Below are 24,329 nucleotides of genomic sequence, written 5' to 3'. Positions count from 1 at the left end.
CAGCACCAACGACACGTGGCCAGATGGAGTGAACTCCATCTGGCCACGAGCGTCCATCACAAACCGTTCGATTACGGCGGGGTCGGGCTGTTGGCCGCGGCCGCACCACCAAACGTGTAGAAGGCATCGCCCTTCACGCCAAGTTCCTTGGCCGGAACCGGCATTTCGCGCGGCGTGCCGGCCAGGAGGCCGTTCGGCACCCGACGACGCGCGTAGTACGACGACGGGCCAAGGCCGAGCAGCTCGATCTCCTGCTCGTAGATCAGCTTCGTGATGAGCGAAGCCTGCCCTTCAGCGGCAGTCGCCGCCGTCAGGCCGCCACGATCCACGCGGGTCTTGTTGATCAGCGTCGCCGCGGAGGCAAGGTTGCCGCCCGAACGCCGCAGCTCAGCTTCGGCCCAAAGCAGGTCGTTCTGGTGCTTCGAGATCACCGGCGCCACACCGAAGCCACCGTAGATCCCGTTCGGCGACTGCTCCCCGGAACGGTCGTAGCGAATGTGACCGATGTTCGACTGGTGGTACATCCCGCGGTCGGGACGGAAGATTTCCTCACGCGAGTACACGAAGTCGGTACCGGCGCGGGCCGTCTTCGGGTTGGTGCCGAAGTAGCCGGCGAAATCCTCATCATCCGGTCCGAACGACCCGTCGCCCAAACGCTTGTCCGGTGAATTGGGACGCGGATTGCCACCCGATGGATACGGATGGCGCTGCGTGGCGGGATCGAGCAGCGCGCCAACGCGCGTGCTCACGCGCCCACCGTCGAACGAATTGAACCAGTACAGGATCTCGTGACACCACGAGGAGCAGCCGTCACCCGAGAAGTTGAAGTCGAAGCCCGACCCGGTGGACGAAATGCCCTGCGACGCCAGCTGCTGCACCTTGTTCCAGTCCACCGCGTCGTTCTCGGCAGCCGTACGCGGATAGTAGGCGAGGGTCATCGCCGCCATCGTGCGCGCGAGCTGCGCGATCTGGACGTTGGTGTACGCCGTGCCATTGGTCCAGCCGGTCGGCGTGGTGAAGGTGTTCGCCGCAGCCAGCGTGGCCGCCTTCTCGAGCGAGGCCACGGCCGCGTCGCGCACTTCCTTGCGGCTCTTGTACGCCAGGGCGGCGAGATCGCTCGTTTCGTCGATCACGTAGCCCTTGTCGTAGTTGAGCGCGATGCCCATGAGCCCGGCACCGTGCATCAGCTGCGCGACCGTCTCCGCACGCTTGGTGTTGCTGGCGTTGCTGATGACCAGGTTGTTCTTGCGGATGGCCGTGAGCACGTCGACTGCCGAGGAGATCGTGGAGTAGTATCCCTCCCAGTACGCGATCATCGTGGTGCGGCCTGCCGAAGCCAGATCGTTCTGGTAGCCACGCGCATTGCGCGTGCCGTCAGCATCGATCGAGCTGTAGAAATTCATGTTGTAGTTGTTCCACGACGCCGAATACGTCTGCGCCATGGTCACCAACGGGCCACCACCTTCCATGCCATCCCAGGTGTTGAACCAGGAGCGCATGGTGCCGCCGGCCACCGCCTCAATAGCCGCCGGATCGGCGAGGGCGCGGGTGGCGTCTGGCGCATTCGGATTCTCCACGTCGAGCGAGTTGCACGCCGTGAGGAGGAACGCGCCCATCGCAACGCCCGCGGCGTTGCGGATCTTGAAGGCGAACTTCGGATTGAGGGGGCTCACAGACCGAGCTCCAGCATGAACGTGAACGTCTTGAAGATCGGGTACGTGAAGTAGTCCACGCGGTAGGCGAACGGATTGTTGCCGCCACCCGACACATCCGGATCGTAGCCACTGTACTTCGTGCTGGTGAAGAGATTGCGGCCGACCACGCCGAAGCGGGCCGTGCGACCGTCACCCATGCCGAAGCGCTTCGTCACCGCCTGCGGGATCTCGTAGTTCACCGCGAGTTCGCGGAGACGCACATACGAGCCGTCTTCCACGAAGTAGGTGTTGGCGTCGAAGTTGTTGTAGAACGTGGCGTAGTAGGTGGTGGGCTTCTTCTCGACTTCCGGCTTGCCACGCTGGTCGAACGCGGGGTCACGCTGGTCGAAGAACGGCCACTGACGCGTGTAGTTGTAGATGTCGCCGCCCTTCACCCAGTTCACCACCGCCGTGACCGAGAACTTCTTCCAGTTCATCTGGGTGTTGAAGTTCAGGTTGAAGTCGGGGTTGACGTCGGCGATCTGGCGAAGCGCGTTGCCGTTGGCGTCGAGGAACTTGATCGGCTTCTCGTTGATCGTGCGCCACGCGCTCTTGGCCACGTAGTAGCCTTCTTCATTGAGCACATAGTCCGCCGCGGTGCCCGTGAGGCGCTTGGCCGCGATCATCGACGTGAGCTGATCCTGCGTCTGCACCCACGAGCTGCCGTAGACGATCCCGAACGGCTGCCCGGGGGCGAGACGGAAGATCGTGGTATTGGACACCGGGCCCACGAGGAAGGGCGGCACCGCGAGGCTGCGCACCTTCTGACGGGTGCGGTCGCCGGCGATGTTCATGCTCCAGAGGAAGTCCTTCTTGGAGGCGAGCACCGCGCTGAGCAGCACTTCGTGCGTCTTGCCTTCGAGCGAACCGGCGTTGATCCACTGGTTACGGAAGCCGGTTGCCGACGAGACCGGGACGTTCAGAATCTGGTCGTCGGTGATCTTGCTCGAGTAGCTGTACTCGAACTTGAAGTTCTTCAAGAAGGTCAGGTCGAAGCCGCCTTCGATTTCACGCGAGAACGCCGGACGGAGGTCCGGGTTGCCGAGCGTGATCTTGACCGGGCTGCCGCCCTGAATCGAGAACTGCTCGTACTGCGCATCGAACACCGGACGGAGGCCGGCTTCACCGTACGAGGCACGGAGCTTGAACTCGTCAACACCGGGGAGCGCGATGTCTTCCGACACGCGCCAGGCACCCGACAGACGCTTGAACAGCTTCGAGCGCTGGTCGGTACCGAACAACGACGACTGGTCCTGACGGATCAGCCCATCGATGATGTACTTGTCCTTGATGTCGAACGTGGTGATCGCGAAGAAGTTCTGGTTGCGAATCGGCTGCGAGAACGAGCCCGGGATAACCGGGTTTTCGGGATCGCGCGAGGCCGCCGAGAATTCCGTGACGCGCGGCACCGTAAGGGCCGATGCAAACACCGATGTGCCGGCGTTCTCCTGGTCTTCGTATACCCAGGCCAGCTTGGTCGTGTTGGTGAACCACGACGTGCTCTTCACCGCCGTCAGGGTGGCGCCGAGGTTGTAGGCGCGGGTGACATTCTCGGAGTTCGAGATCGAGCCCTTGCTGACCGTACCCGTCGAACCGATGTAGCCGAGCGGCACGAACGAGCGGAAGGTGCGTGAGCCGCGATCGAAGTTCGTATTGCCTTCGGCCGTCAGCCACGTGGTGGGCCGGTAACGGACCTTGAGCAGGCCGGTGAAGCGCGCGCGATCGTTGGAGTTCTTGATCGTGTTCCAGCGATACAGCGGGTTGCTCACGTTGCCGGAAGCGGGCGACTGACGGATGGCAGCCGTGTACGGCGTCTTGTCCGGGTTCGTGCCCATCAGGTCGATGTTCGGCTCGAGGAAGCGGAGACCGAAGAAGGCGTCACCGGAGCTGTCGTCGGCCTGGTCGGCCTTCGACTGGCCGTAGAACGCGCCGGTCTGGAAGTCGAGCTTCGGGTGCAGCTCCATGTCCAGGTTGAGGCGGAAGTTCTGGCGGTTGTAGCCGCTCAGCAGGTTCGCGATACCCTGATCCTTGGAGTTCTCGAACGACGCGTTGAAGTTCGAGTTGGCGTTGCGCTGACCGACCGAGATGTAGTTGGTCATGAACTGGCCGGAGCGGAACACCTCACCGAGCTGGTCGTAGACCTTGTTGTACGAGTTGTCGGAAATGCGGTCGTCTTCCTGAATGCGGTTGCCGTTGGCATCGCGCAGGAATTCGCCGGCCGCATTGACCTTGTACGGGTGCGAGAAGTTGTTCGGGATCGTCTTGCGCAGGTCGTTGGAGCCGAACTCGTTGCGCACCATGATCTGTGTCTGGCCGGTGGCCAGCGTCGCGCCGCGCTTCGTGAAGATCTGCACCACCCCGTTGGCGGCGTCGGATCCGTACAGGGAGCTGGCCGCGGCGCCCTTGATCACTTCGATGCGCTCAATGTCCTGCGCATTGATGTCGGCCAGGGAGATACGGGAGATCGTGCCGTCGACGATGATGAGCGGATCCTGCGACCCGGTCAGCGACGTGGGGCCGCGTAGACGGATGCGGGGCGCTGAGCCCGGCTCACCGTTCACGGCCGTCACGCTCGCGCCAGCCACGCGGCCGTTGAGCGTGCCGAGCGGCGAGGACGCGGGCGCTTCCTTGATCTGCTGGTTGTTCACCGCGGCCACGGCGAACGTGGTCTTCTTCTGCGACGTCGCGTCAGACACGCCCGTCGTGACGACCGCTTCAAGATTCAGGACGTCCTTTTCGAGCTCGAAGTTCTGCTCGATGCGACCGGCCGTGAGCGTGACCAGGCGCTTCACAGGGCGATACCCGATCGTGCGGGCCAGGACCGTCACCTGCTTGCCACCGGCACGCGACGGGTCCACCGTAAAGGTGAAGCGACCCTGGGCATCCGTTACGCTACCGATACCGAGCTCGACAATGCCGACCTGCGCACCGCCAAGAGGGGCCCCGGCCGAAGTCACTCGGCCCTGAACCGTGGCGTTCTGTTGCGCCGCCAGCCCGCTTCCGGGTATGACGGCCAGCGCAGCGGCGGCGAGCAACCGACGCATCTGGTGAAACATTCATGCTCCTTGCTCTTTGGGACGTTGCTCGTCCCGGGGTAATGCGGCTCGACGACCCGCCGAACCGACCAAGCCCAGTTTGCCTACGGACGGGTAAGATTGCAATCATCTCAGCCATATTCTTCCCAATTGTGTAAATCCGACAAAGTTCATCCTGTATCCTTCGATTTACGGCCGGTCACCATGAAAGCACGTTGCACCACACGCGTCTGGCGCTCCGCCGGTAGGCGGCCAGGGATGTGGCGCCCACTCGGTCCGTACGCCGCCGCGCTGCTCCTCACCGGAGCGCCGACGGCCCTCGCGGCCCAGAACGCGGCTGCGTTGAGCGGGCGCATCCTCGATGCGGTGTCCGGAAAAGGGATCACCAACGCGACCGTTGCCGTTACCACCTCCGGCGCCAGCGCCCGCACCGATTCGCTCGGCCGCTTCCGAATCGATGGCCTGAGGCCCGGCATTCATCGCTTCTTGGTGTCGGCCGACGGCTATGCCCGGGGAGCGGTGAGCCTCGCTTTCGCGGCGAAGGAGCGGATGGAGCGCGATCTCGAACTCGAGCCGGCCAGCACCCCGGCCGCCAGCGCCGCCAGCGGTCTCACGGCCGCTGATACGTCGAAAGCCCAGGCGCTCCCCACGGTGCCGGTCACCGCCGACCCGTCCCTCGGTCGCCGCTTCGCTGACTTCGAGCGCCGTCGCGCCACCGGCCGCGGCCAGTACCGCACCCGCGAGGAGCTGGAGAAGGCCAACTCCTACACGTTACAGGACGCCATGCGCAGCATGCGCGGCGTGCGCTTCAGCTGCGCCGGCGGTACCTGCCGCGCGCAGATGGTCCGAGCGCCCCTGGGGTGTTCCCCCGAGTACATCGTGGACGAGCGCGTCGACAACGCCTTCGGCCCCACCATTCCCATTCGCGACATCGTCGGGCTCGAGGTTTACTCGGGCGCGAGCGACGTTCCCGGTGAGTTCGCCGGACGTAACTCTGGCTGCGGCGTGATCGTGATCTGGACGACGGCCGGTCGCGAGCCACGCCGCAAATAGGGCGGGGCCGCCTCAGGCAGCCTGTGGGGCCGTGGTTGCTGGTGAGCCGTCACCGCGCCTGACCAAGGTGAGGATCGAGTAGACCGCGACCGGCTCGTCGTGCTGGTTGATCACCTCCACGTCCCACTCCACCACCCCCTGCGGGATGGTGCCCTCGGGCGTGTCCTTGGCCGTCTTCTGTTTCACGGTGAGCCGCACATGAATCGTGTCGCCAGGGTACACGGGGCGCGTGAAGCGCAGCTTCTCCATTCCGTAATTGGCAAGCACGGGCCCGAGATCCGGATCCACAAAGAGTCCGGCCGCCGCCGACACCACGAAGTAGCCATGGGCCACACGTCCCTCGAACACGCCATGACTGCGCGCGTGCTCGTCGTTCATGTGGGCGTAGAAGGTATCGCCGCTCAACGCCGCAAACGCCTCGATGTCCTCCAGCGTGATGGTGCGCGACTTCGTGATGATCGTGTCGCCAACGTGCAGTTGATCGAAGGTCTTGCGGAACGGATGCACGGCGTCGGTGTGCTCCTCCGCCCCCTTGGTCCACTCGCGTGTGATTGCGGTGATCATGCTGGGACTCCCCTGCAGCGCCACCCGTTGCAGGTAGTGCGTCACGCCGCGCGCGCCGCCCATCTCTTCGCCGCCACCAGCACGGCCGGGACCACCATGCACAAGATTGGGGAGCGGCGAGCCATGCCCGGTGCTTTCCTTCGCACTGGTGCGGTCGAGCACCAGCATGCGGCCGTGGTAACAGGCAGCGCCGAGGATGACCTCCTGCGCAACCTTGGGATCGTGCGTAATGAGCGATCCCACCAGTGAGCCGCGGCCAAGGCGCGCAAGCTGCACGGCTTCGCCGAGATCACGATAGGGCATGATCGTATTGACCGGACCGAACGCCTCGATGTCGTGCGGCTCAAGTCGGGTCAGCGGATCGGCGCAGTAGAGCAGCTCGGGCGCGAAGAACGCGCCCTTCTCACGATCCGCGCCCACGACCGCGAAGTCCCCGCCGCCATACACACGCTCCGCCGCCGCGCGGATGGCCTGGGCACTCTGCGCCACCGAGGTAACCTGACCACGCGAAGCAAGGGGGCCCATCCGTACGCCGTCGGTCGTGGGATCACCGATCGTCGTGGAGCCGAGGCGCTTGGACAGCGCCTGAATCACGGCGTCCTCGAGGCCGGCGGGCACGATCGTGCGGCGGATAGCGGTGCACTTCTGCCCCGCCTTGGTGGTCATCTCCCGCGTGACTTCCTTGATGAACAGGTCGAACTCTTCGGTGCCCGGCACGGCATCGGGGCCGAGGATCGAGCAGTTGAGCGAGTCGGCCTCCATGTTGAAGCGCACGGAGTGCTGCAGAATGGACGGCGCCGACTTGAGCTTCTGCCCCGTGGCCGCCGAGCCCGTGAAGGCCACGATATCCTGCTCCTCCACGTGTTCGAGCAGCGTCCGCGCCTCGCCGCAGATGAGCTGAAGGGCGCCGGCGGGCAGTTCGTTTGTCTCTACGATAGCCTTGAACACGGCGTGCGTGAGGTGACTGCCCGTAGTACTGGGCTTCACGACACACGGCACCCCTGCCAGCAGCGCCGGCGCGAGCTTCTCGAGCATCCCCCACACCGGGAAGTTGAAGGCGTTGATGTGCACCGCTGCGCCTTCCATGGGGACGAGGATATGACGCCCCACAAACGTGCCGTTCTTGGAGAGCGGCTCGGTGGGACCTTCCACGTGGAAGCGCTCATTGGTAAACTCGCGCCGGCCGCGGCTTGCGTAGGCGAAGAAGGTGCCGATGCCGCCTTCGATGTCCACCCACGAATCCGCACGCGTGGCGCCGGTCATGTACGACAGTGGGTAGAACTCTTCCTTGCGTTCCATGAGCGCAATCGCGATGCGCTTGAGCATCAGCGCCCGCTGATGGAAGGTGTAGCTGCGCAGACGCGGCCCACCCACCCGGCGCGCGTACTGGAGCATGGCCTTGAAGTCGAGTCCCTGACTCGACGTTTCGCCGATTTTCTCGCCGGTGACGGCGTGAATGAGATCGGTCTTGGTGCCGGTCCCTTCGACCCATTCACCGAGGGCGTAGTTCTGCAGCAGGAACATCAGCGATTGTCCTCGTTGGTTCGCTGGGTGGCCTTCCAGTTCGACAGGATGGCCGACTGTGTTGGGCGGTTGGCAGGCACGTCGCGCAGCGGGTCCACCGCGCGCCATGACGCGCGCATGGCGGCGGGCAGCTGCTGATAGAGCGCGGTGCCATCGGACTTCCACGCGAGCATGTCATCGCTCACGTCCTTCACGATCTTTGCGGGGTTCCCCACGACCACCTTGCGATCGGGGATCACCATGTCGGTGGGGACGAAACAGAGCGCCCCCACGATGCAGCCGCTGCCCACCACGGCGTTATCCATCACCACGGCGTTCATCCCCACCAGGGTATTGGCGCCGATGCGCGCGCCATGAACAATGGCGCCGTGCCCGATGTGCGCACCGGCTTCGAGGGTGACCACCACGCCCGGGAACATGTGAATGGTGCAGTTCTCTTGCACATTGCAGCCGTCTTCGATCACGATGCCCCCCCAGTCGCCGCGGATGGCCGCGCCGGGACCCACGTACACGTCGCGGCCAATGATCACATTGCCGGTCACCGCCGCCTGCGGGTGCACGAACGCGGACTCGTGCACCACAGGGATGAAGTCATCGAACGCGTAGATCACGTCACGCCCGCTCGAGGACCAGCGCGAAGCCCTGCCCCACACCGATGCACATGGTGCACAAGGCGTAGCGCTTGCCGGAGCGCTGCAGTTCGCGCGCCGCCGTCAGTGCGAGGCGCGCACCACTCATGCCGAGCGGATGACCGAGGGCGATCGCCCCACCGTTGGGGTTCACACGGGCGTCGTCGTCGGCCACGCCGAGGTCACGAAGACACGCGAGACCCTGCGCGGCGAAGGCCTCGTTGAGTTCGATCACATCCATCTGGTCGAGCGACAGCCCGGCCCGTTCCAGCACGAGACGCGTGGCGGGCACCGGCCCCATGCCCATGATGCGCGGCTCCACCCCCGCCGCCGCACTGGCCACCACCCGCGCGACGGGCGTGAGCCCGTGGCGCCGCACCGCCGGATCACCCGCCAGCAGCACGGCGGCCGCGCCGTCATTGAGACCGCTCGCATTGCCCGCGGTCACGCTGCCCTGCCCGTCGTGGCGGAAGGCCGGCTTGAGCTTCGCCAGCGTGTCCATGGTGGTGTCGGGGCGCAGGAATTCGTCGTGCTGCACCAGCACCGGATCACCCTTTTTCTGTGGGATGGCCACCGGGACGATCTCCTCGGCCAATCGTCCGGCGCTGCGCGCCGCGGCCGCCTTCTGCTGCGACCGCACGGCAAACGCATCCTGATCGGCGCGACTCACCCCGTACTGCGCCGCCACGTTCTCCGCGGTCTCCCCCATGCTATCGGTGCCGTGTTGCTGCTTCATCTTCGCGTTCACGAATCGCCAGCCGAGACTCGTATCGAAGAGCTGCACATCGCGCGCGAAGGGCGTGGCCCCCTTGCTCATCACGTAGGGGGCGCGCGTCATGCTCTCTACGCCACCGGCGACGTAGAGATCACCCTCACCGGCGCGGATGGCACGCGCGGCGCCCGCCACCGCCGACAGACCAGAGGCGCACAACCGGTTGACCGTCTCGCCGGGCACCGTCACAGGCAGCCCTGACAACAGCGCCGCCATGCGCGCCACGTTGCGGTTGTCCTCACCGGCCTGATTGGCGCAGCCGAGGATCACGTCAGCAATCGCGGCCGGGTCGAACCCGGGCGACGCCGCGCGTACCCGCTCGATGAGCGCAGCGATCGCGTGTGCCGCCAGGTCATCGGCGCGGACGGCGCTGAGCGCCCCGCCGATATTGCCGATCGGCGTGCGCACGCCGTCGATGAGCCACGCCTGCGGTGTTGCAGAAACCATCATCCGTCTCCGGAAATCATGTGCGGGTGCCGCGCGGGGGTCGCCGCGCGGGGGGCCATGCGTTCAGTCTGGGTTGTGCGAGCGATGTGTGCGGTACACCGTGCCACGGAAATACCCCACGGCGCTACCATCGTGCTTGCGCACGGTCACATCGACGAACTCCAGCCGGTTGGTACTGCTGCGGCTCTCGGCGGTGGCGGTGAGCACATCGCCGGGGTACGACGCGGCGGGAATACTGAGGGTGGTGTCGATCGCCACGCTGAGCGTGCCGCCGGCGTTGGTGGCAAAGGCAAAGGCGCTGTCGGCCAGCGAGAAAAGCGCACCGCCATGCAGCGTGCCGAAGCCGTTCACCATGTCGTCACGCACCGTCATGCGCACGACGGCGTGCCCTGGCGAGGCCTCGAGCACCTCCATTCCCAGCAATCGAGAGAACGCGTCGCGCTGCAGGAGCATGTCGATCACCCCGTTCATCACCACCGCCGGGGGTCGAGGAGCGATCCACCGGCCGCCACCACCCGGCGCAGCCGCACGCTCGGGCGGTACCGATCGTCACCAGTTTCGTCGTGGAGGGCCTGGAGCCGTCCCAGCACGGTGGCGGGGTCGAGTTCGTCTCCCCACGCCAGGAGCCCCTTGGGGTAGTTCACGCCAGTCGTCATGGCCAGCTCGACGTCGTGCACCGACGCCAATTGCAGGTGTACGGCTTCCACCGCTTCGTTTACTAGCATGGCCAGGACGCGGTCCACGATCCCCTGCCCCAGCGCGTGGTCTTGCAGCGGTGCCGGCGCTACGCCCCCCTCGCCGTACTCGTAGAAGCCGCGACCGCTCTTGCGGCCCAGAAAGCCTGCGTCGACCAGTCGCTGCTGCTGAATGCTGGGGCGATACCGTGGATCGTAAAACATGCCGTCGAACACGGAGCGCGTGACCGCAAAGTTCACGTCGTGCCCGATGAAGTCCATGAGCTCGAAGGGCCCCATGCGGAACCCCCCCACGGTCTTCATGGCCCAATCGATCGTGGCCATATCGGCCGCACCCTCCTCATGCAGTCGCAGCGCCTCGCCGTAGAAGGGGCGCGCGACCCTGTTCACGAGGAACCCCGGCGTGTCCGAGGCCAGCACGGTGACTTTCTTCCAGCTGCTCGCCAGCGCCCGCGCGCGGTCGGCCACATCGGCGCTGGTGCTGATCGCGGGGATGATCTCCACGAGCGGCATCACCGGCGCCGGATTGAAGAAGTGCACGCCCACCACCCGTGCCTTGTCGCGACAGGCACCCGCGAGCGCAGCGATCGACAGGCTTGACGTGTTGGACGCGAGAATGGTAGTGGGCGACACGACGGTCTCGAGCCCCTGCAACAGCGAACGCTTGGCCTCGAGCTGCTCGATGATGGCCTCGATCACCACGCTACAGTCGGCGAAACGGGCCAGCTGCGCGGGCCCCACGCCATCCACGTAGTCAAGGCGCCCCAGCACGGCATCGGCCGCGTCGCGCGAGAGGCGCCCCTTCTCCACCTCGCGGGCCATCGCCTTCTCGTGCCCCTGGCGCGCCCGTACGAGCGACGCCGGCATCGCGTCGGCGAGCACCACGCGATGCCCATGGACGGCGGCCACCTGCGCGATGCCGGCGCCCATGGCCCCCGCGCCCACCACTCCGATCACGCCGAGCGAACTAGTCATGCGCCGCGATACACCGGGGCGCGCTTCTCGAGAAAGGCGCGCACCCCTTCTTCATAGTCAGCGGTGCGCCCTGCCTCGTGCATCGCCTGTGCTTCCACATCGAGCTGGGCATCGAGGCCGTTGGCGAAGCTCGCGTTGAGCGCCCGCTTCGTCAGGCCGAACCCACGCGTGGCCTGGGTGGCCAACTGCCGCGCCATCACCAAGACAGTAGTCATCAGCTCCGCCTTGGGTGCGACATCCCAGATCAACCCCCACTCCTTGGCGCGCACCGCAGGAATCTTCTCCGCGAGGAAGAACATGCCGGTCGCACGCTGCAGCCCCACGAGCCTCGGCACGAAGAAGGTGCCACTGGTGTCGGGGATGAGCCCCAGCTTCGCGAAGCTCTCCACGAAGTTGGCGTCGTCGGCGGCAATGGTGAGGTCGCAGGCGAAGGCGAGGTTGGCACCGGCCCCCGCGGCAATCCCATTCACGGCGCACAGCACCGGCTTTTCGAGGGCACGGATGGCCCGAATGATCGGATTGTAGCACGTCTTCACGATCTCGCCGATGTCGGGCATGGGACCGTCACCCTCCGGAAGGGCCTCGGCCAGATCCTGACCGGCACAGAAACCGCGCCCGGCCCCCGTGAGCACCACGGCGCGCACGGCATCATCCGTGGCCGCCTCGGCCAGCACCTGCCGGAGGGCCTGGGCCATCTCACGAGTGAAGCTGTTCAGCACGTCCGGGCGGTTCAGCGTGATCTGCAGCACGCCGTCGCCCCGCTCGAGAATGAGAGAGGAAGAGGGGGAAGACATGCGCGTAAACTAGCACGCGGACTCTGGCGATGTGGTCCCGCGACCCTCCGAAGCCGCCTTACTGGCCGTGCTGGGCGCGTGCGCGCCAGGTGCCGCCGCTCTCGCCGTACCGGGGCAATCTCCCAAAGCGCTTGTCAGTCGGGCAGATTAGTGGGATATGCCTGCCAAGACTGCCGTTCGGCCACCTGCCAGCACTCCGGCAACGCCTCCAGTGACGCCGCGCTCCGGCTTCGACTGGCGTCGCATCGCCTTCAATACGCTCCTCTCCCGTTCACTCGACGACGTCGAGGAGCACACCAATAAGCAACGCGCACACGTGCCCCGCGAGCATCTGGTGCTCTACCAGTTCTCCGCGCGTGGCCACGACATGGCCCAGAGTATTCTGGGATCGTTGCTCACCGGCGCGCGTGATGGCGCCGGCGCCTACTATCGGTCCCGGCCCCTTCTGCTTTCGCTCGGCCTGCCGGTCGACGATGCCCTTGGCAGTCCGCTCGGGCGCGCCGGGGGGTTCAGCGACGGCCGGGACATCGGGGTGGTGTGTAACCTCCCCAACCGCAACGGCTGCACCGTACTCCCCATGGCCGGTGATGTGGGGTCCCAGTACACGCCGGCCGCCGGATGGGCGCAGAGCATCGTGTATCATCGCGACACGCTGCACGACGCGAGCTACGCCAACTGTCTCAGCGTGGCGCTCGGCGGCGACGGCTCCGTGGCCACCAACGGCTTCTGGGCCGCGCTCACGATGGCCACCACGCTGAAGCTGCCGATGCTCTTCTACATCGAAGACAACGACCTTGGCATCAGTGTGCGCGGCGACATGCAGACACCGGGTGGCGACATCGCGCGCAATCTCGCCTCCTTCACGAACCTCCTCGTGCTCAACGGCGACGGCTGTGACCCGCACGATGCGTCGGGCAAGCTGGCGGCTGCGGTGGCTCACGTGCGCCGCGGCGAAGGACCGGCGCTGGTCCGCCTGACGGTACCTCGCCTCTCCAGCCACTCCGGGCCGGACAACCAGAAGGGGTACCGCACGGACGCCGAGATCGCCGCGGACCAGACACGCGATCCGCTCCCCAAGCTGCGTGAGTACCTCGTTCCGGCACTGTTGAGTGAAGCCGACTGGGCCGACCTCGAGGGGGAGGTGGCGCGCACCGTTCACGTGGCGCTCGAAGCGGCACGAGCCCGACCGGTGCCCGACGCGACGACCGTCGCCCGCTTCGTGTACGCCGACGACACCGCGGACCCGGAAGCCATGGGGGGACTCTCGCTCGCCGAGCGCAGCGCCCTCGGTGGGAGCGATCAGCCCAGCGAGGACGGTGAACTCCTGCGTGTCGCCGAGGCAATCCGTCGCACGCTGCGCCATGAGCTCGCGGTGAATCCCAAGGTGGTGGTATTTGGAGAGGATGTGGGGCGTAAGGGTGGCGTACACCTCGTGACCGAAGGGCTGCAAAAGCAGTTCGGCGCGGAACGCGTATTCGACACCAGCCTGAGTGAAGAGGGGATCATCGGTCGTGCGGTGTCGATGGCAATCAGCGGCCTGATGCCCGTCGCCGAGATTCAGTTCCGCAAGTATGCCGATCCTGCGGCCGAGCAGCTCAACAACTGCGGCACGATGCGCTGGCGCACCGCCAACCGCTTCGCCGCACCGATCGTGGTGCGCATGCCCGGTGGGTTCGGCAAGGACGTGGGCGACCCGTGGCACTCACTCAGTGACGAGGTGCGCTTCGCGCATGCCTACGGCTGGCAGGTGATTATGCCCTCCAATGCCGCCGACGCCGTGGGGCTGCTGCGCGCCGCCATGCGTAGCCCCAATCCGTCCATTTTCTTCGAGCATCGATCACTGCTGATGACCGGCGACGGCAGTGCGCGCTATCCCGGCGACGATTACGTGCTGCCCCTCGGCCGCGCCCGCATCGTACACCCCGGTACGTCGCTCACCCTCGTCACGTGGGGCGCCATGGTGCACCGGTGTGCGGAAGCGATTGCGTCGGCCGGCGACGCCGTGGAGCTGATCGATCTGCGCACGATCGCGCCGTGGGATCGTGATGCGGTCCTCGCCAGTGTGAAGAAGACGGGACGCTGCCTCATCGTGCACGAGGACAACCTCACGGCAGGCTTCGGTGCCGAAATCGCGGGCACGCTGGCGCAAGAGGCCTTCTGGCATCTCGATGCGCCGGTCGAGCGTCTCGCGCCGCGCGATATTCCTGTGCCATATCACCCTGAGCTGCTGGACGCGGTGATCCCGACCGTTGCCGCAATCCAGGCGGCGGTTGACCGGTTGCTGTCGATCTGACGGCCGGGGGTTGGCGAGGATGCGGCGAGGCCTGCCGCGGCCACGGCACAACAGCGGCTCAGTCCGTTGCGACGCACTGCATCACGCGAAAATCTGTCGGATGGTACAGTTGAGATTGCCATCCGTCGTTTTTGCGTGATGTATCGCGTGTGCTCTTCATCACTTACTTTTGCAGGGCTACCCAAGGGCGATTGCCATGGGAGAGCGCGGGTGCTGTCTTGCCCGCTACTCAGGCTTTAGACATGAGGACACCATGAAGACCAAGCTAGTCGGACTTTCGCTGATCGCGGGCGTCGTCGCGGCGGTGCCGACGGCCCACGCTCAGGGCCTTGGTGAACGGATCGAAGTGGGCGCATTCGGCCAGTTCACGCAACTCGATGACAAGATCCGCATGGAGAACGTGCTCGGCATCGGTGGCCGGCTTGGGGTCTCCGTGTACAAGTGGTTCGGCGTGGAGGGTGATATTCAGGCCGGCTCGACAAAGGCCACGCGCAATCCGTTCGAGTCGATTACCTACCGGCCGTTCCGTTTCCTTGGAACCGTCACGGTGCCGGTAACGCCGTCGAACAAGGCGGCGCTCGTGCTCGGCGCGGGTTACGTGAACTCGGTGTACGCCGGTCGTTCCACGGCCAACGAGTACGAGGATGGCATCTCCGCACTGGCCGGGATCAAGCTCTGCTCCAGCGGCAAGTGGGGCGCACGCGTGGACGGTTTGATGGACCGCAACCCCTCACCAAACGAGCAGGAGGTCGGCGGCAAGTCGGCCAACCTTGGCCTGCGCGTTGGCGTGTCGTACGCCCTGCGCGGCAACTGCGCGAGCGTGGAACCGTTCGACTGGGCGCTCAAGATCGATCCCGCACAGGCCACGGTGACCCGCGGCAGCGATCGCCAGTTCGCGCTCAGCGCAGCCGATACGAAGGGCAAGGTCATCGAGATCCGCAAGGTGCAGAACCTCACCTGCACATCGAGCGATGCCTCGATCGCGACCGTGGACAACACGGGCAAGGCGACGGCGGTCAAGTACGGCACGGCCACGATCAGCTGCAAGGGCGTGGTGAAGAAGCTCGAACGCAGCGCGCAGTCCACCGTGACGGTGCCGCCGCCGGCGTGGACCCTGACGCTCTCCCCGAAGAGCGGTTCGGCCGACGTGAGCAAGTCCCTGACGTTCACGGCCAAGGCTGTAGACGCGGACAACGTGGACCTCGGCGCCGTCACCTGGAGCTCGGCCAACGCGTCGATCGCGTCAGTGAGCACCGGCACCGTGCTCTGCAATGCGGCCGGCACCACCACGATCACCGCCTCGAAGAATGCCTACGGCAGTACGAAGAGCGAAACGGCCTCGGTGGAGTGTGTCGCGCCGAAGATGGCCGGCGTCGCGCTCGATCGCGCGCTGTTCGACTTCGACAAAGCCCGGGTGAAAGCGGCGGGCACCGATACGCTCAAGGTGATCCTCGAGACGATGCTACGCCTGCCGTCGCTGCGCATCTCGGTGGAAGGCCACACCGACCGCTACGGCTCGGAAGCGTACAACAGCAAACTCGCCAGGAGCCGCGCGGATGCCGTCACCAAGCAGCTGCTCCGTCTCGCCGGCAAAGATGCGGCGTCGATCAAGGATCGCATCGTCACGTCGAGCTTCGGCGAGCAGTGCCTCGTAACGACCGCTGGCGCCGACGAAACCGAGCCGCCGCCAGCGAAGCGTGCCTTTATCGGGACGGCGGACCGTTCGGCGCAGGCCGACAACCGCCGGGTGGAAGTGTGGCAGCTCCTCGAAGGCAAGGGGGCCCCAACGGGCTGCCGTTCGGCCGACGAGCGCAACAACCGCCTCGGGTTCAAGGACCTGAAGTAATCAAGGTCAATGCCGGCAGGTTACAGGGGGCTCCGCTTCGGTGGGGCCCCTTTCGTGTTGCGCCTCGCAGCTAGAGCGCCTTGAACTCGTCGAACGGATTCCCACAGGCCCGGCAGGTGTGAATCGCCTTACAGGCCGTGGAGCCGAACTCACTCTGCAGCACGGTGTCAGCGGACCCGCAGAAGGGGCACGTCACGGCGGGGCGCGCCCGCGTGAGGGTCACGAAGCCGCCGGGCGCTGCCCGCCCTGGCGGGGCGATGCCGTAGCGACGGAGCTTTTCGCGTGCCTCCTCGCCGATCCAATCGGTCGTCCATGCCGGCGAGAGTGTCATGTGCACCGTCACGTTGGGCACACCACGCGCCAGAAGCGCCGCCTTCACGTCGGCCTCCATCTCGCGCATCGCGGGACAGCCCGAATAGGTGGGCGTCATCGTCACCGTCACGCCGTCTGGCGTGATGACCACATCGCGCACCACGCCCAACTCCACCACGCTGATCACCGGTACTTCGGGGTCGGGCACCGTTTGCAGGACGGCGAAGACCTCGTCTTTCGTGAGCATTTCGCTCACCACGTCGCGCCGGGATGCGCGCGCGCCACGCTCTGCATGGTGGCCAGCATGTGCCCGAGCGACTCCGTATGCCGCCCGTCGCGACCGCCACGGCGCATCCCGCCATCGGCCGGGCGCGTGAGCGTGGCCCGATGCAGGACGTCATTTACCATGGTGTCCCACAGCGATCGCATCGCGGCATGATCGACCACCACGCCCTGCGCGGCCACGGCTTCGTCCACCGCATCGTGATCAAACAGCTCGGCGGTGAAGCGCCACACGGCATCGAGCGCCTGCTGGGTGCGCGCATGACTCTCGTCGGTGCCATCGCCAAGACGGACCACCCACTCGCTGCTGTGGCGCAGATGATATTGGTCTTCCTTGAGCGACTTGGTCGCAATGGCTGCGAGCTGCTCGTGCGCACACCTGGAGAGTTGATCCCACAGGAGGACACTGTACGCATCGAAGAGAAACTGCCGCACCATGGTCACGGCAAAGTCGCCGTTGGGCTGCTCGACCAGCAGGGCATTACGGTACGCCGTGCCGTCACGGAAGTACGCGAGCGCGTCCTCGTTGCGCCCCTGCCCCTCCACCTCACCAGCAAGAGCGAGCAGCGTGCTTGCATGGCCGATGAGGTCCAGCGCCACGTTGGCCATGGCGATGTCTTCTTCGAGGATCGGGCCGTGTCCGCACCACTCGCTCAGCCGATGCCCCAGCACCAGCCGGTCATCCCCGTGGCGCAGCAGATACTCGAACAGCGGATTGGCGATCGGCGTGCGGCGTGGCGCACCGATCTGGTAGTCGGGTGCCTTGTTCACCACACCGGAACGACCGGCGGCGGCGATGTCCTGCTCGTCGTGGGCCACGGTCGTCTCAGAAAATGCGTACGCCGCGGGGCGCGACGTAGAACTGCGGGTGGCGATAGGGCTTGTCGTTGCCGGGATCGAAGAATGGGCCGGCATCCGATGGTGCCGACGCCACGATCGCGTGACTCGGCACCACCCACAGGTTCACGGCTTCTCCGCGGCGCGCGTACACGTCGCGCGCATTCTGCATGGCCTGCTCGGCATCCGCCGCATGCACACTGCCGGCGTGCTCGAAGGGTTCACCGCGCGCCCCCTGCGTGAACACCTCCCACAGCGGCCACTGGGTGTCCGTCCCCGACGCGCCCATCAGGCCGCCGCCGTGGACTGCTTCGCCCTCTGCTTCTCGGCATGCGCCGACGCCGCCGCGCGAACCCACGCGCCGTCGTCATGCGCCGCCTTGCGGGCCGCCAGACGCTCCTGATTGCACGGGCCGTTGCCCTTCAGCACTTCGTGGAACTCGCTCCAGTCGATCTCGCCGAACTCCCAGTCGCCGGTCGCTTCATTGAAGCGCAAGTCAGGATCGGGGATGGTGATCCCCAGGGCGATCGCCTGCGGCACGGTGAGGTTCACGAAGCGCTGACGCAGCTCGTCATTCGTCTTGCGCTTGACACGCCAGCGCAGCAGCTCCCCGCTGTTGGGGGAGTTGGTGTCACTGGGACCGAACATCATCAGCGACGGCCACCAGAAACGGTTTACCGATTCCTGCAGCATCGCCTTCTGTGCCGGCGTGCCACTCGCCAGCACGGTGCAGATCTCGTAGCCCTGACGCTTGTGGAAGTTTTCTTCCTTGCAGATGCGCACCATGGCGCGCGCGTAGGGCCCGTAGCTGGCCTTGGCGAGCACCGTCTGGTTCACGATTGCCGCGCCATCCACCAGCCAGCCGATCACGCCCATGTCGGCCCACGATAGTGTGGGATAATTGAAGATGCTCGAGTACTTGGCACGACCGTCGAGCAACTGCTCCACCAGTTCGTGCCGGTCCACGCCGAGCGTCTCGGTGCCGCAATAGATGTACAGGCCGTGACCGGCCTCGTCTTGCACCTTGGCGATCAGCGACAGTTTACGACGGAGGCTCGGCGCGCGCGTGATCCAATTGCCTTCGGGGAGCATGCCCACAATCTCGGAGTGCGCATGCTGCGACATCATCCGTGTGAGCTGCTTGCGATAACGTTCCGGCATCCAGTCCTTCGGCTCGATGCTTTCGCCGGCGGCGATACGGGCTTCGAAGGCAGCCAGGAGGGCCGGATCCTCAGCGGGGACGGGCATGGTCTGGTCCATGGCGGAAAGGTACAGGGGGGGCAACGGCTTCGACAATCGGAGACGGGCGCTATTTTGTCCCCCATGCCGTCATTTTCTCCGATCGAATCCGGTCCGGATGGATACGTCCGGACCCACCTCAGCGCTGGCGTCGGCCGCGTCGAGTTCTACCACCCGAAGAGCAACTCACTCCCCGGGGCGGTACTCCGCGAGCTGGCATCGACCGTCACCGCCATCAGTCAGGATCCCGCCTGCCGCGTGATCGTGCTGCAGAGCGGCGGGACCGGGCCGTTTTGCGCCGGCGCCTCCTTCGATGAGCTCAGCACGATCGCCGACCGAGAGCAGGGCCAGCAGTTCTTCAGTGGCTTCGCCGGGGTGATCCTCGCGATGATCCGGGCGCCCCAGTTCGTCATCAGCCGAGTGCATGGCAAGGCGGCGGGGGGCGCGGTCGGGCTGATCGCCGCCTCCGATTTCTCGTTCGCGGTCGAGAAGGCCTCGGCCAAGCTCAGCGAGCTCGCCGTGGGCATCGGCCCGTTCGTCGTCGGGCCGGTGATCGAGAAGAAAATCGGGCTCGCCAGCTTCAGCCAAATGGCGGTCGACGCCGACTGGCGTGATGCGGCGTGGTGCGAGCGGCGCGGCCTCTACGCGAAGGTGGTACCCGACGTGACGGCGCTCGATGCCGCCGTCGATGCGCAGGCGGCCACCCTCGCGGCCTGCAATCCGCAGGCAATGGCGATGCTGAAGCAGGTTTTCTGGGCCGGCACCGAGCAGTGGGAGACGCTGCTCGCGGAACGCGCCGCGATGAGTGGGATGCTCGTGCTCTCCGACTTCACCCGTCAGGCGATCGGCGCGTTCAAGGCCAAGTAACGCGCTGCCCGATCGCCGCGCTCTGACGCGAACCGGCGCGTTTACTTGCGCCGCTCTCCCTCAAAGGTTGCGCCGCCCTGCCCGCCGAAATCCACGTCGCCCTTCACGTGATCGGCATCCACGATGGTGCCGTTGAAGGTGAGAGTGGCGCCGCCGCTGGTGTTGACGGCGAACACGAACGTCTTCCCTCGTACGACACCCGTGAACGGCAGGGCCCCCATTCGCGCGGATTCGTACGTACCGGTCAGCGAGTCACCCCGCTGCTTCATCGTGACCGCGGGCGTACCCGTGCCGTTCTCGGTGATCACCTTGAAGGTCCAGAGCCCCGAGAGATCGGTCGCGACGCGCGACGCCGCGATCGTGGAGGCGGGAGCCGCCAGGGCGAGCGCCACGAGCGCGGAACGGAAACGATTGGACATGAGACGCAGGTCGAGGAGGGGATAACGACGATCAGCGCGTGAGGCCGTCACCAAAACTGGCGATGCCGGGCAGCGTGATCGGGAGTTTGCCGGTGATGGGCGCACGCCCAAGAAGTGCACGGGCAGCAGCGCGCTGCGACTGCGTCCACGGCGCCCAGCCGAGGAGATGCGTCTCGGTAAGCGGCAATCCAAGCTGCAGGTACGGATTATTGAAGCTCACCAGCACCACCTTGGTGTTCGCGGCGCGAAGGCCATTGAGCAGCTCGGAGAGCCCCTTCGTGGGCACCATGCTCGCGGTATTGGTGGCGGCGCCGATGTAGCTCGACACGATCACCATGTCCGCGCCCTTCGCAATGGCGAGCGCGTTCTCCACCGACGCCGGCAAGATGGCGGGGTCGGGCGTGATGCGATATCCACCCGCGTTCCCCGCCGCCGCGCCGGCCGTGGCCTCCGCCACGATCTCCGGAGTGAGCGTGAGCGACAACAGCTGCGGGTAGGCACTGCGCAGCTCCGCATCGAAGCCGCGGCCCGCGCTGAGATCCACGCGCGACGATACGGTGATGCTCACCACGCGCGCGGTGCGCGGCATCTTGAACGGTACGAGCGACAGCGAGTCACGCACGAGCGTGATCGCCTTCGTCGCCGCTTCCCGTGCCGGCGTCTGGTTGGCCATCGTGCCCACCTTGGCGCGTACGTCCTCCACATTCACGTAGCGCGTGCGATGGAGGCCGAACTCGTGCTTCGCCAGCAGCAACTTGCGCGCCGACTCGTCGATGCGGGCCTCGGTCACACGCCCCGATGCCACGGCATCGACCACCGCCTGAATCGCCACCTTGGCATCGCTGGGCATGAGCAGGACATCGTTCCCCGCTTCAACGGCCCGCACGGTCGCTTCCCCCATGGACAGACCGCCAAGTACCCCGTTCATGTCGAGGGCGTCTGTTACGAGGAGCCCATCGAACTTCATCTGCCGCTTGAGCAGATCCGTCATCACGAGCTTGCTCAGCGTGGCGGCGGTATGCGTGGTGTCGAGCGCCGGCAGGTCACCGTGGAAGGTCATCATGCCACGCACGCCGGCGTCGATCGCGGCCTGAAACGGACGCAGCTCCACGCTGTCGAGACGCGCGCGCGACACGTTCACACGTGAGAGTTCGAGATGCGAGTTCTGCTCGGTGTCGCCGTGTCCAGGGAAGTGCTTCCCCGTCGCAAGCATCCCGTTCTCCTGAATCCCCTTCACGAGCGCCGCCCCCATCTGCGACACGAGGGCGGCATCCTCGCCAAAGGAGCGCGCGCTGATGACGGGGTTCTTGGGGTTGTTGTTGACGTCGAGCACCGGCGCGAACGCCATGTGAATCCCCATCGCCCGTCCTTCGACAGCCGTCACCCGCCCCATTTCGTAGGCAAGCTTGGGATCACGCGTGGCGCCGATGCCCATCTGGTACGGAAAGGACGTGGCCCCACCAAGCTCGATGGCATTGGGGAGGAACCAGCCGCCACGCGCGCGGAAGGCGGCGCCGGTCTCAAGATCGGCCCCGACCAGCAGCGGAAGACGGGCAGTGCGCTGCAGCGCGTTGAGCTTGGTGGCGATGTCCATGGGGCCGCCGACGGACACGATCACGCCGCCCAGCTCCAGATCGCGAATCTGCCGGTCAATGGCCTCGTAGGCGGGTGCGTCGGTGGCGGTGTAGTCGCCAAGCGTCCACACCCACACCATCTGCGCGACCTTCTGCCGTACGGAGAGTGTGCCGAGCACCGAGTCCGCCCATTGGGTGCGCGACAGCGTGCTGACCGTTCCTGCGGCCGAGGGCGCGGCCGTGGCGGCCCCGCCGGCACTCACCGGAGCGGAAGGCACACCGCCCACCTCGGGGGAACTGGTACGCGGCGCGCCGGCCGTAGCGCAGCCGAGAGCCAACAGGGGAAACAGAGGGGTCCAGGAACGCGCCATCGGGGGTCTCGCAGGGGATGGGTGTGCCGGTGCCTGTGTCGAACCGGCAAGTGCTGACAATCTACACCCCCTGCACCACGCCGTCCCGATCAGCCCGACCTGCCAGGCGGCGCGCGTCGGGGTGCGCCCCACGCGTCAGCGCAGCGCCTTCTCCAGCGCGGCACGTCCACCCACGATCGGCAGAGTGACCGTCGTGGCGTCGAGACCGACGGTGAGTTGCGTGCCCGGCGGCGGCCACAGGGTGAAGTCCTTGTCGCTCGAGAAGATCATCAGACCGATACGCTTGCCGGCCGGGACGATCTGGTCGTCGGGCTCGAGGTCAAACGTGAGGGTGACGGGCTGCCCCGGCACCAACGGCTGGCTGGCGCGCAGAGACGTCGCGTTTTGCGGATCCGCCCACCCGCGCGTGATGATGCCGTTGGGGTTCATCGCTCCGCTGGCGTTGGCCGGCCACGGCAGCTCCACCAGCCACACGGACAGATTGGCCGCCGCCTTGCTGGAGGCCACCGAAATGGTCACGCGTGCCGTGCCGGAGAGATGGACCGGCTGAGTGAGCGTGGGGGTGGCGTAGAGCAAGCGGTTCGGCGACGACGCCGCGAGTGCGAGCTGACCACCCGTCTGGTTCACATCATCGGTGAGCGTTTCGCTCCCCTGCCCGCCGGTCGCCGACACCGCCAGCACGCCGATCGACGCCCCCCCTCTGGTCGGATGGAGCGTGACCGCGGCCGCCTCCGGATGCGGATACGCCGCGTACGGGGTGGGGGCCTGCCGATTGGCCCCCTCACGCACCACGTACGCACGCGGATCCTGCTCCACGCCGTTGCTGACACCGAGCAGATAGCGCGTAAACCAGCGGTTCATCATCGCGAGCGGCGGCTCGCCGCCATGGCCACCCTGATGCCAGTACTGCTGCACCGGCACGCCGTTGGCCATGACCGTCTGCGCCATGAGATGGGTGTGCGACGGCATCACGTTCCAGTCGTTGAAGCCGTGCGCCGTCAGCATCGCGGCCTTGATCCCCTTTGCCTGCTCGAGGTAATCGCGCTTCATCCACCAGTCGCTGAGATCACCCGTGCGACGATCGATGTTGGCCATGATGTCGGCATCCCGCACCTTCTGGTTGCAGGTGGCGCGCCTGATCGGGTTGCCGCTCTGCACGAAGTCGTACAGCACATCCACGTCTTCGCCGAGGTAGCCGCCCGGACTTCGCACCAGTCCATTGGAGCGGTAATACCGGTAATACGAGTTGTTCGGCGACACCGGAATAATTGCCTCCAGGCCCTTCACACCCGTCGTGGCCACCGCGATCGGCAGCGTGCCATTGAACGAGGTGCCGGTCATTCCCACCTTGCCGGTCGACCACGTCGCCTTGACCTCGGTGCTGCCCGCCTCGCTGGTAAACCCCTTGGCGCGGCCGTTGAGCCAATCGACCACGGCCTTGGGCGCCAGCGACTCGTTCATGCCGCCGATCGTCACGCACCCCTGACTGAGGCCCGTACCCGGCGACTCGGAGTGCACGACCGCGAAGCCCCGCGGCACCCACACCCGCACATGTGATGAGGCAATACGCGTGCGGTCGGCATTGAAGGCGACACCGTTGCCGAGCTTGCGCGCCGGCGACTCCGCGCGGAGCTCCTGCCGGACCGGCCAGAAGACGTCCTCGTTGCCGAGGGTCCCGGCAAAGTACGGACTGGTCTCGTAGACCACCGGCACCCGTAGTCCGGACGCGGTCGGCCCCGGCCGCGTGACATCCACATGGACCCGATCCTTGCGTCCGTCAAAGTCCGAATCGAACTCGGTCTCCACCCACAGCCGCTCGCGGATCCACTGGGCCGTATCGGCGAAGGCCGGCGTGATCTGTGACTGGCCGTCGGTGATCACGTACGGCGACGGCACCGCACCGGCGGCACGGGGGGCGGTCCCCGGCATGGTGCCGGGACGGCAGGCGGCGAGCGCCGCCAACGGGGCCGCGATACGCAGGAGGGTACGGGGGGAGGGCAACATGGAGGGTATCGAAAGGGAGGAAACCCGCAGTGGTATGGCTCCGCCCAATCTACGATCCGGCCCGGATCGGGGCCTTGGTACTGGCAACATCACGTGCGGTCGG

The 24,329-nt window shown here is 66.2% G+C and carries 19 protein-coding genes; 4 read left to right on the top strand and 15 right to left on the bottom strand.

What is annotated here, in order from left to right; all coding sequences use genetic code 11:
- Positions 1 to 71: 71 nt before the first annotated feature.
- Both ACIQ51_RS03695 and ACIQ51_RS03690 read right to left on the bottom strand, forming a co-directional pair.
- Positions 72 to 1,673: a hypothetical protein gene (locus ACIQ51_RS03695; RefSeq protein WP_396203659.1), complete on the bottom strand. Its 1,602-nt coding sequence runs from the start codon at positions 1,671 to 1,673 to the stop codon at positions 72 to 74.
- Entirely contained in the window at positions 1,670 to 4,750 is a 3,081-nt protein-coding gene (locus ACIQ51_RS03690) for a SusC/RagA family TonB-linked outer membrane protein (RefSeq protein WP_396203658.1), read from the bottom strand. The genes ACIQ51_RS03695 and ACIQ51_RS03690 overlap by 4 nt, the downstream gene beginning before the upstream one ends.
- A gap of 237 nt (positions 4,751 to 4,987) precedes the next feature.
- On the opposite strand from ACIQ51_RS03690, the gene ACIQ51_RS03685 reads away from it, so the two are divergent.
- A complete protein-coding gene (locus tag ACIQ51_RS03685) occupies positions 4,988 to 5,782 on the top strand; it encodes a carboxypeptidase regulatory-like domain-containing protein (protein WP_396203657.1) in 795 nt (264 codons plus the stop codon).
- A 12-nt stretch (positions 5,783 to 5,794) separates the two neighbouring features.
- Here the strand turns inward: ACIQ51_RS03685 and paaZ are convergent, their stop codons facing one another.
- From paaZ to ACIQ51_RS03655, 6 genes are all read right to left on the bottom strand, one after another.
- The gene (paaZ, locus tag ACIQ51_RS03680) at positions 5,795 to 7,870 is read right to left on the bottom strand and encodes a phenylacetic acid degradation bifunctional protein PaaZ (RefSeq protein ID WP_396203656.1); all 2,076 of its coding nucleotides are present in this window, start codon (positions 7,868 to 7,870) and stop codon (positions 5,795 to 5,797) included.
- Positions 7,870 to 8,481 carry a transferase hexapeptide repeat family protein gene (locus ACIQ51_RS03675; protein WP_396203655.1) on the bottom strand — a complete coding sequence of 204 codons (612 nt, stop codon included), beginning with the start codon at positions 8,479 to 8,481 and terminating at the stop codon, positions 7,870 to 7,872. Before ACIQ51_RS03675 ends, paaZ begins: the two co-directional genes overlap by 1 nt.
- Position 8,482: 1 nt before the next feature.
- The gene (pcaF, locus tag ACIQ51_RS03670) at positions 8,483 to 9,718 is read right to left on the bottom strand and encodes a 3-oxoadipyl-CoA thiolase (protein ID WP_396203673.1); all 1,236 of its coding nucleotides are present in this window, start codon (positions 9,716 to 9,718) and stop codon (positions 8,483 to 8,485) included.
- 63 nt (positions 9,719 to 9,781) lie between these two features.
- The gene (locus tag ACIQ51_RS03665) at positions 9,782 to 10,171 is read right to left on the bottom strand and encodes a hotdog fold thioesterase (RefSeq protein ID WP_396203672.1); all 390 of its coding nucleotides are present in this window, start codon (positions 10,169 to 10,171) and stop codon (positions 9,782 to 9,784) included.
- A 17-nt stretch (positions 10,172 to 10,188) separates the two neighbouring features.
- Positions 10,189 to 11,388, bottom strand: coding sequence for a 3-hydroxyacyl-CoA dehydrogenase NAD-binding domain-containing protein (locus ACIQ51_RS03660; RefSeq protein ID WP_396203654.1), 1,200 nt, complete (start codon positions 11,386 to 11,388; stop codon positions 10,189 to 10,191).
- Complete coding sequence (locus ACIQ51_RS03655) at positions 11,385 to 12,182, bottom strand: enoyl-CoA hydratase-related protein (protein WP_396203653.1); 798 nt, start codon at positions 12,180 to 12,182, stop codon at positions 11,385 to 11,387. The genes ACIQ51_RS03660 and ACIQ51_RS03655 overlap by 4 nt, the downstream gene beginning before the upstream one ends.
- 157 nt (positions 12,183 to 12,339) lie before the next feature.
- Here ACIQ51_RS03655 and ACIQ51_RS03650 point away from each other — a divergent pair, with 157 nt between their 5' ends.
- Both ACIQ51_RS03650 and ACIQ51_RS03645 read left to right on the top strand, forming a co-directional pair.
- On the top strand, positions 12,340 to 14,475 hold the full coding sequence (locus tag ACIQ51_RS03650; protein ID WP_396203652.1) for a transketolase C-terminal domain-containing protein: 2,136 nt from the start codon (positions 12,340 to 12,342) through the stop codon (positions 14,473 to 14,475).
- Positions 14,476 to 14,728: 253 nt separating this feature from the next.
- Positions 14,729 to 16,321, top strand: a complete 1,593-nt coding sequence (locus tag ACIQ51_RS03645) for an OmpA family protein (RefSeq protein WP_396203651.1) — start codon at positions 14,729 to 14,731, stop codon at positions 16,319 to 16,321.
- A gap of 70 nt (positions 16,322 to 16,391) precedes the next feature.
- Here ACIQ51_RS03645 and paaD read toward each other — a convergent pair whose 3' ends face one another.
- From paaD to paaA, 4 genes are all read right to left on the bottom strand, one after another.
- Positions 16,392 to 16,880, bottom strand: coding sequence for a 1,2-phenylacetyl-CoA epoxidase subunit PaaD (gene paaD / locus ACIQ51_RS03640; protein ID WP_396203650.1), 489 nt, complete (start codon positions 16,878 to 16,880; stop codon positions 16,392 to 16,394).
- A gap of 5 nt (positions 16,881 to 16,885) precedes the next feature.
- Positions 16,886 to 17,662, bottom strand: a complete 777-nt coding sequence (gene paaC, locus ACIQ51_RS03635; RefSeq protein ID WP_396203671.1) for a 1,2-phenylacetyl-CoA epoxidase subunit PaaC — start codon at positions 17,660 to 17,662, stop codon at positions 16,886 to 16,888.
- A gap of 79 nt (positions 17,663 to 17,741) precedes the next feature.
- Positions 17,742 to 18,041: a 1,2-phenylacetyl-CoA epoxidase subunit PaaB gene (paaB, locus tag ACIQ51_RS03630; protein WP_396203649.1), complete on the bottom strand. Its 300-nt coding sequence runs from the start codon at positions 18,039 to 18,041 to the stop codon at positions 17,742 to 17,744.
- Complete coding sequence (gene paaA / locus ACIQ51_RS03625) at positions 18,041 to 19,012, bottom strand: 1,2-phenylacetyl-CoA epoxidase subunit PaaA (RefSeq protein WP_396203648.1); 972 nt, start codon at positions 19,010 to 19,012, stop codon at positions 18,041 to 18,043. Before paaA ends, paaB begins: the two co-directional genes overlap by 1 nt.
- A gap of 63 nt (positions 19,013 to 19,075) precedes the next feature.
- On the opposite strand from paaA, the gene ACIQ51_RS03620 reads away from it, so the two are divergent.
- The gene (locus ACIQ51_RS03620) at positions 19,076 to 19,858 is read left to right on the top strand and encodes an enoyl-CoA hydratase/isomerase family protein (RefSeq protein ID WP_396203647.1); all 783 of its coding nucleotides are present in this window, start codon (positions 19,076 to 19,078) and stop codon (positions 19,856 to 19,858) included.
- Between the two features lie 41 nt (positions 19,859 to 19,899).
- On the opposite strand, the gene ACIQ51_RS03615 is transcribed toward ACIQ51_RS03620, so the two are convergent.
- From ACIQ51_RS03615 to ACIQ51_RS03605, 3 genes are all read right to left on the bottom strand, one after another.
- On the bottom strand, positions 19,900 to 20,277 hold the full coding sequence (locus tag ACIQ51_RS03615) for a hypothetical protein (protein ID WP_396203646.1): 378 nt from the start codon (positions 20,275 to 20,277) through the stop codon (positions 19,900 to 19,902).
- A 31-nt stretch (positions 20,278 to 20,308) separates the two neighbouring features.
- A complete protein-coding gene (locus ACIQ51_RS03610; RefSeq protein WP_396203645.1) occupies positions 20,309 to 22,129 on the bottom strand; it encodes a glycoside hydrolase family 3 protein in 1,821 nt (606 codons plus the stop codon).
- Positions 22,130 to 22,357: 228 nt separating this feature from the next.
- Positions 22,358 to 24,226: a Xaa-Pro dipeptidyl-peptidase gene (locus ACIQ51_RS03605; protein ID WP_396203644.1), complete on the bottom strand. Its 1,869-nt coding sequence runs from the start codon at positions 24,224 to 24,226 to the stop codon at positions 22,358 to 22,360.
- Positions 24,227 to 24,329: the final 103 nt, after the last annotated feature.

The sequence above is a fragment of the Gemmatimonas sp. genome, from assembly GCF_044344655.1.
Taxonomy (GTDB): Bacteria; Gemmatimonadota; Gemmatimonadetes; order Gemmatimonadales; family Gemmatimonadaceae; genus Gemmatimonas.
The sequence above is the reverse complement of the archived record's forward strand: the minus strand, read 5'-3'. Positions and strand labels throughout refer to the sequence as shown.

Coding starts and splice junctions, on each gene's coding strand:
- ACIQ51_RS03690 (WP_396203658.1), bottom strand. CDS start 4,750: ATGTTTCACCAGATGCGTCGGTTGCTCGCCGCCGCTGCGCTGGCCGTC.
- ACIQ51_RS03685 (WP_396203657.1), top strand. CDS start 4,988: ATGTGGCGCCCACTCGGTCCGTACGCCGCCGCGCTGCTCCTCACCGGA.
- paaZ (WP_396203656.1), bottom strand. CDS start 7,870: ATGTTCCTGCTGCAGAACTACGCCCTCGGTGAATGGGTCGAAGGGACC.
- pcaF (WP_396203673.1), bottom strand. CDS start 9,718: ATGGTTTCTGCAACACCGCAGGCGTGGCTCATCGACGGCGTGCGCACG.
- ACIQ51_RS03665 (WP_396203672.1), bottom strand. CDS start 10,171: ATGCTCCTGCAGCGCGACGCGTTCTCTCGATTGCTGGGAATGGAGGTG.
- ACIQ51_RS03660 (WP_396203654.1), bottom strand. CDS start 11,388: ATGACTAGTTCGCTCGGCGTGATCGGAGTGGTGGGCGCGGGGGCCATG.
- ACIQ51_RS03655 (WP_396203653.1), bottom strand. CDS start 12,182: ATGTCTTCCCCCTCTTCCTCTCTCATTCTCGAGCGGGGCGACGGCGTG.
- ACIQ51_RS03650 (WP_396203652.1), top strand. CDS start 12,340: ATGCCTGCCAAGACTGCCGTTCGGCCACCTGCCAGCACTCCGGCAACG.
- ACIQ51_RS03645 (WP_396203651.1), top strand. CDS start 14,729: ATGAAGACCAAGCTAGTCGGACTTTCGCTGATCGCGGGCGTCGTCGCG.
- paaD (WP_396203650.1), bottom strand. CDS start 16,880: ATGCTCACGAAAGACGAGGTCTTCGCCGTCCTGCAAACGGTGCCCGAC.
- paaB (WP_396203649.1), bottom strand. CDS start 18,041: ATGGGCGCGTCGGGGACGGACACCCAGTGGCCGCTGTGGGAGGTGTTC.
- paaA (WP_396203648.1), bottom strand. CDS start 19,012: ATGGACCAGACCATGCCCGTCCCCGCTGAGGATCCGGCCCTCCTGGCT.
- ACIQ51_RS03620 (WP_396203647.1), top strand. CDS start 19,076: ATGCCGTCATTTTCTCCGATCGAATCCGGTCCGGATGGATACGTCCGG.
- ACIQ51_RS03615 (WP_396203646.1), bottom strand. CDS start 20,277: ATGTCCAATCGTTTCCGTTCCGCGCTCGTGGCGCTCGCCCTGGCGGCT.
- ACIQ51_RS03605 (WP_396203644.1), bottom strand. CDS start 24,226: ATGTTGCCCTCCCCCCGTACCCTCCTGCGTATCGCGGCCCCGTTGGCG.